6 protein-coding genes are annotated in these 6,184 nt (G+C 39.9%); 3 read left to right on the plus strand and 3 right to left on the minus strand.

The window, feature by feature from the left end:
* Positions 1-336: 336 nt before the first annotated feature.
* The 3 genes from IM496_RS19800 to IM496_RS19810 all read right to left on the minus strand — a co-directional run bounded on the left by IM496_RS19800 (position 337) and on the right by IM496_RS19810 (position 2,533).
* Positions 337-1,545, minus strand: coding sequence for an RNA-guided endonuclease InsQ/TnpB family protein (locus IM496_RS19800; protein ID WP_287663013.1), 1,209 nt, complete (start codon positions 1,543-1,545; stop codon positions 337-339).
* 308 nt (positions 1,546-1,853) lie between these two features.
* Entirely contained in the window at positions 1,854-2,294 is a 441-nt protein-coding gene (locus IM496_RS19805; protein WP_287663014.1) for a hypothetical protein, read from the minus strand.
* 2 nt (positions 2,295-2,296) lie between these two features.
* Positions 2,297-2,533 (minus strand): hypothetical protein, encoded by a 237-nt coding sequence (locus IM496_RS19810; RefSeq protein WP_016515387.1) that lies wholly within the window; start codon positions 2,531-2,533, stop codon positions 2,297-2,299.
* A 268-nt stretch (positions 2,534-2,801) separates the two neighbouring features.
* Here IM496_RS19810 and IM496_RS19815 point away from each other — a divergent pair, with 268 nt between their 5' ends.
* From IM496_RS19815 to IM496_RS19825, 3 genes are all read left to right on the plus strand, one after another.
* The gene (locus tag IM496_RS19815; protein ID WP_004161581.1) at positions 2,802-2,951 is read left to right on the plus strand and encodes a hypothetical protein; all 150 of its coding nucleotides are present in this window, start codon (positions 2,802-2,804) and stop codon (positions 2,949-2,951) included.
* Positions 2,952-3,231: 280 nt separating this feature from the next.
* Positions 3,232-3,750: a hypothetical protein gene (locus IM496_RS19820; protein WP_287663017.1), complete on the plus strand. Its 519-nt coding sequence runs from the start codon at positions 3,232-3,234 to the stop codon at positions 3,748-3,750.
* 41 nt (positions 3,751-3,791) lie between these two features.
* A complete protein-coding gene (locus tag IM496_RS19825) occupies positions 3,792-5,861 on the plus strand; it encodes a pentapeptide repeat-containing protein (RefSeq protein ID WP_287663015.1) in 2,070 nt (689 codons plus the stop codon).
* Positions 5,862-6,184 lie beyond the last annotated feature (323 nt).

A 6,184-nucleotide genomic window follows, 5' to 3' on the forward strand; every position in this document is an offset into this window, starting at 1 on the left:
CGCTTTGATAATGTACCTTTTGGGCGAACGCAGTTCGCCCCTACATTGTGGACAAAATCCGTTACTGTAGGGGCGCAATGCTTGCGCCCTCCGATCGATCAGGTTTGCTGATCACCCTAAGTAGGGGGAGAGCCTTCGAGGTGTTAGGGACTTGCGCTTTGATAATGTGCCATCTGGCTGGTCTGGTTCTTCTACAGAGCGATTTTCTGGCTGGGATATTATTCCTACGCAAGTCCCTTATCTCTTATTTTTTGTCTGCTACTGAAGATTTTTGATTCTTGCAGGAGATATTATTTTTTTTGACACTCCCATCGCTAAAAGCGAGGGATTCTTGGTTCACTGAGTTTCCTTAATCTGGCAGGACGTATCCAGCCAAACCAGAGGGAATCTCTCCCCAAGCGTATTAGTTTCGGTGTGTCCCACCGTACTTAGTCCCTTTTTGAGAATGTTGATAGCGGCGTTAATGTCTCTATCTTCTACATAACCACAATGGGGACAAGTATGGGTTCTCGTAGATAGAGATTTAGGGACTTTTTGACCACAATTAGAACAATTTTGACTCGTGTTATGGGGGGCTACTGCTACCGTAGCCTTACCATATTTAAACCCAAAATATTCTAACCATTGTCGAAAAGTTGACCAAGCCACATCATTGATAGATTTAGCAAGTTTAGAGTTTTTTACCATGCTTTGAATATTTAAGTTTTCGTAGGCGATGAAATCGTTAGATTTAATGACGCGCAATGCCTCTTTTTCGACAAAGCCTTTACGTTGCCTGCTTACTCTTAAATGCTTTCTAGCATATCTCTTTCTAGCTTTTTGGTAGTTGTTTGATTGGGGTTGACCTTTTCTAAACTTTTTAGATTTCTTCCGATTCAGTCGATTTAATCTTTTTTCTGCCTTGCGATAGTATTGCGGTATCTCTACCGTTTCCCCATCACTGTTAGCGTAGAAAACTTTTAAACCTACATCCAATCCCACACATTTCTTTGTTGGTTCTAGGGGTTTAGCATATTCCCGAATATCAACACTTAGACAGAATTGGACATAATAACCATCCGCTCGTTTAACAATCCTAACTCGTTTAATTTGGTCTAGAGGGCAAAAGTTTAAGTCTCTGGTTCCTTTCAGTTTAACCGTGCCAATATTTTTCTTATCTGTGAAAGTTATTTTCTTTCTATCCTCCGATAGTTTCCATCCGGAGTTTTTATATTCCACAGAACGATTATTTTTCTGAAACTTGGGATAACCCTTTTTACCTTTAACCTTTTTCTTACAATTATCATAGAAACGGGCAATAGCTGACCAAGCCCGTTCTGCCGATGCTTGTCTAGCAGTAGAATTTAGAGTATCGACAAACTTGAACTGTTTGGCAAGAACCGCACAATATTTATTGAGAGAATATTTATCGATTTTGTCTTCTCTCTTGGCATCCATCCAAAGCCTTAAAGCCTTATTACGGATGAATTGTACTGTACGAATAGCTTCATCAATGGCAGAACATTGACTTGGTTTGACCACGGCTTTCATTTCTAAGACAATCATTGTTTATCGACCTCAAACAACTTATTTTAAGTTAACCTGTAGAGCATCGGATTGTCAAGATTTTGTAAACACTGAGCTTTTACATTGAGCCTTTACATTGAGCCTGTCGAAATGTGTCGAAATGTCGTGCTTCGTGTCACTGAGCTTGTCGAAGTGCTGTTTTATACTGGTCGGGGTTTCATCCCGGCGCTAAAAGCGAGGGCTTCGGCCGTGAGCTCAGCCGAACGGTCTTCACCCCGACATTCAAGATAAAATTGGTGAACTAATTCTCAAAGGTACTAACCCACAAACAGAAGGAGGCAAACCCATTACGCTGCGCTATGACTCCCGTAGCATTTAGCGGCCCAAACCACTGGCTCGATTTCTCCCTTTTGGAGTTTTTCTAGCGGGGTTGCTCCCTCTAAACGAATATCACCCGTAAGCAGAAAGAGCATTTGTGTCCAAGCACCATCTTCTTTTAGGACGGCTAACACTTGGTCTAAACCAGACAAAACTTTGCCATCAATAAATTGCCAAGCGGGATAAACTAATTCCTCGTTGACAAATAAACCTAAGATCTGATGATTGAGCCTCATAGTTTCTAATTCCAAAGAACTACAGGCTAAAACACTACAAACCTCGGCGCTGGTTAAGGTTCCTCCTTGATTGGATAGGAACCGTTTCTTCGCTTCTTCGCCTCGTTTAATGGCAGCCTCCAACGCAGGGGCCAAAGCTAAAGGAGATTGTGCTTTTTGTATGGATTCTAACATTTTTAAGCAACCCTACCACCGTCAACAAGACCTGTATAAAACAAATATAAGTCTCCCTTCAAATGTTTAGTCTCTTGTATCAGCTTACTTTTATCGTCTGAATACCCAATAACCTTACCTTTCTCTGGCCAGCCATATTTGTCGCGACCAGTGATCTCTAAGACCACCCATTGATCGGGGTAATAGGATGAGACATCGGCTATACTCAAATCTTCTGTTTTGTGGCTAAGTGTCTTCATGGCTAAGGTGGCAGTTGATTTGATCAGGATCTTTGTTTTTGCCTAGTAGTGTTTTGCTCCTCGTGTCAGGAATCCCTAACATTATTAGCTTTACTCAATCTACCCTAATAAGCTAAGATGCGGGGATGATAATGATGAGTAAAGAGCCAGCACCCGCAAGGGTACTGGCCCTCTCCTAGCTTCGCATCATCGGGATTAGCCCTCTCAACAGCCCACCAGGAGACTTAAAAACCTTATTAGTGGACTCAAGAAGCCAGGAGGTCAATCAATGAAGAACTTACTCACTGTCATGCTCCTAAGCTCCCTTGCTTACGGCGTAGCTGTCGGGAAGATTCATCCCTACGACTACGTTTTTATCTACACCATCAACGAACTAGCAAAACGTCAGGGTGGAGATAATCAAGACGGGAAGCGATAGGTAGAGCCAAGAACGTTTACCTAATTCAAGCTGGGCAGTGCGGCAACACTCGACCAGCTTTTTTGTACTGTTTTTTACTATCGCTCTATCTTCCTTAATTGTATCCGTAATATAATCACTTACTGTAAGAATCTCAACCAACAATTATTGCAAAGTTAAACCAACAATTGTTGCAATGTTTAACCAACAATTGTTGCTATCATTAAACAATAATTGTTGGTACTCCATTTCAAAATATGCTAACTAGCTCGAAAATACAGCCATGAAGACGCTCTCGTCAATGCCCCAAAACCTATCCGATGCCGAAAGGCAAGCAAGCAACTGTGGTTTGTATATTTCCAAGCTACAAGCTTTGTTGGCAGAAATCGAACCCCCATCTGAAAAATACAAAATGCTCCTGTCACTGTGTGATGCCCAAAAGCAGGCAAGAAACTGTGGTTTGGATATACCCAAGCTAGAAGCTTTGTTGGCAGAAATCGAACCCCTATCTGAAAAATACAAAATTATTTTCTATCTGGCGGCTACAGGTCTTTATTCCGCCGATGACCTCGCTGAAATGTCCAATCATAGCAGCGGCAAAAATCTAAACGCGGATTTCAACAAAAATCTAGGATCCCATCTTAAGGATTACCTTGATTTAGATGAAAGTGAGCGTGTGGGAATTACTTCCCTAAGAAGGATTCTCTTTAAAAAGGGCTATTTTGTTGACATTAATGACGATGAATTAGTGAGAGTTTTGCCAACACGCTACGCTGAAAATTCTCAATTAGAGCAGTCTTTTACTGTCAGACAAAATTAGTGCGGATGAGAAGACCACCAATCAAGGAGATTGATTTAAAAATGGAAAACACCATTATTAATGGGTTGTTAGCTCAACTAGACAATGAACAAAATAGCGATCGCCGTGCTGAAATCATAAGGAAATTAGGAGAATATCCTGAGCCTCAAGTGATTAAAAAACTTTGGGATTTGAGAAATAATCTCGAAAGCGAATCTGATGATTTTGTGCAGTACGAAATCAAGCTTAGTTTGCGTAAAGTGACTAATCATCCTAGTATAAATATTGATTTTTTTCTGGGTAACTTAGAAGTATTCCAATTAAAAGACAACAATTCTCAAGCTCCAAAAGTCTTAATTGACGCTGCTCTGATTGAAGAGTTTTTATTACGAAATCAGACGACTCTTAACAGGGAAGCTGCTAGGGTTATGGGACTTGTTTTAGAGGGAAAAATTAATCCTTACATCGGCGAAATGGGATTAATCAAAATTTGGCATAATATCAAAAATCTGAAATCTAGAGAAGATGCCAATCGTTTGATCATTGAACTTCTGAGTAAGATTAACGTCGGTCAAGTTAACTTGAAAGAAACTGACCTAGAAAAATATCCGAACGTTAATTTAAAAACGGCAATTCAAGTTGAGATTGCCAGAAAGTATAGCCTAGCAGGTATTATCACCATCGCAGATCGAGAATTCATTGCCAGTGGATATCCTTTTGTGGGTTCTCCTTCCTTATTCTTACAGTTTTTAGGGAAAGATACCTCGCCAGCTTCTATCGAAAGAACTCTCAAAAATCTCGGTAAAGCTGCCATGGAAAATGAAAAAGTAAAACTCAATCAGCTTTTAGAAAACGAGCCTCAACACAACTTATTCTTTGAAGATAATCTTTTGCTTTTTCAAGGCTGGAAAATTGAGAACTTTGAAATTCTTTGTGCCAATAACAATTTAACTTCCGCGACAGTTATCCTATGTAATACAAAAACCCAAGAGCGTTACACTGAATCGGCCTTTAAAAAAGGTTTATCAGATGCACTTTTTACTGCTTTTAATGAGGCTCTAGCTCATTTAGTTGAGGTTAAACATACCCTTACATCTATCTATGTGGCTAACTTGACACCGGGTCAAAAAGGAGTAGTAACTGTCAAGGCGTTGGTTGAGTATGATGGTAAAGAAGTGATTACCATCTACACCCATGAAAATATTCTCAAGGCTTATTTTTTCGCCTACGTCAAAGCGATGATTGCCGTTTATGCACCCGATGAATATCACCCCGATATTCATAGCACAAAAGAATTGACATATTTGCACAAAATTGGCGAACGAGATTTTCGGGGACTGAATTTCAGCCAAGTCAATTTAATGGATGGTGAGGCCAATCTTTCCGATGCAAAATTGATGGGATGTAACTTCAGTCAGGCTAATCTTTTGGGGGTTAATTTAACTAATGCTGATTTAACAGGAGCCGATTTGAGTCATGCCAATTTGAGCAAAGCTAATCTAACGGGAGCTAACTTGACCGATGTTAAATTAGATGAAAATAATCTAACCCTCCTTGATGGCACAATTTTGACTAACACAATTATGCCTGAAATTAACATTGAAATTAGCGGCGAATCCCGTTTAGAAAAGGTTGCTCAACTACTCAAACACATTGATCCTCAAAGTCAATCTCGAATCTTGGCTGTTCACTCCATGACAGATTCTATCTGGTGGGATAATCCCCTTGGTCAAAAATTCTGGGAAGTTAACAAAGAACTAATCGAGAGGTGGATTTCTATTCAAGGAGTCTTTATTCTTCCTGAAGTTCCGACTCCAAAGCATTTACAAGTGATTCAGGAACAACTTAACTCTCGCATAGAAGTTGCTTGGATTTGTCAGGAAAAAGCCAAAGATGTTGAAGGCTATCGTTGGGATGATACCAACCTATTGATTAGCGAAAACTTATCTGTTCCAAGAAATTCTTTTACAGCGAGAAGAACTATGAATGGTCAAACAGAAACAGGTTATATTTCCTATCAAACAAGAGTTGTCGAGACAGATAAAAGTATCTTTAACGCTCTATGGGAAAAATCCGAAAAACTCTCTACTCAAGCTAATATTCAGGAACAATTAGCAAACCTGAATACCTGACCCCGAACTTTATTGTTTTATTAACTGATGCTCACAATGTGATCGCTTTTTCTATTTTGTTTTCATAAAAAGCGATCGCTTCCCCACAATCCCTAAAAAATAACCATATAGCAAAGAGCGGGGTGGTTAGGACAATCAATCGCTGAAACCCTTGACCGATAAGAGTTTGAAAATTGAAAGCGTCCTAACCTGCATTATTCATGAAGACTTTGGAAAATCCTCGAAAGCCTTGGCAAGAAGTTCATCTAGCGATCTGGCTGAAAAACAGTCTGTTTTTTGAGATGTCCTCACAATCAGGTTTTTGCCAGTTGGTGAATAATGCA

This window comes from Microcystis sp. M049S2, from assembly GCF_020245625.1.
Lineage (GTDB): Bacteria > Cyanobacteriota > Cyanobacteriia > Cyanobacteriales > Microcystaceae > Microcystis > Microcystis ichthyoblabe_A.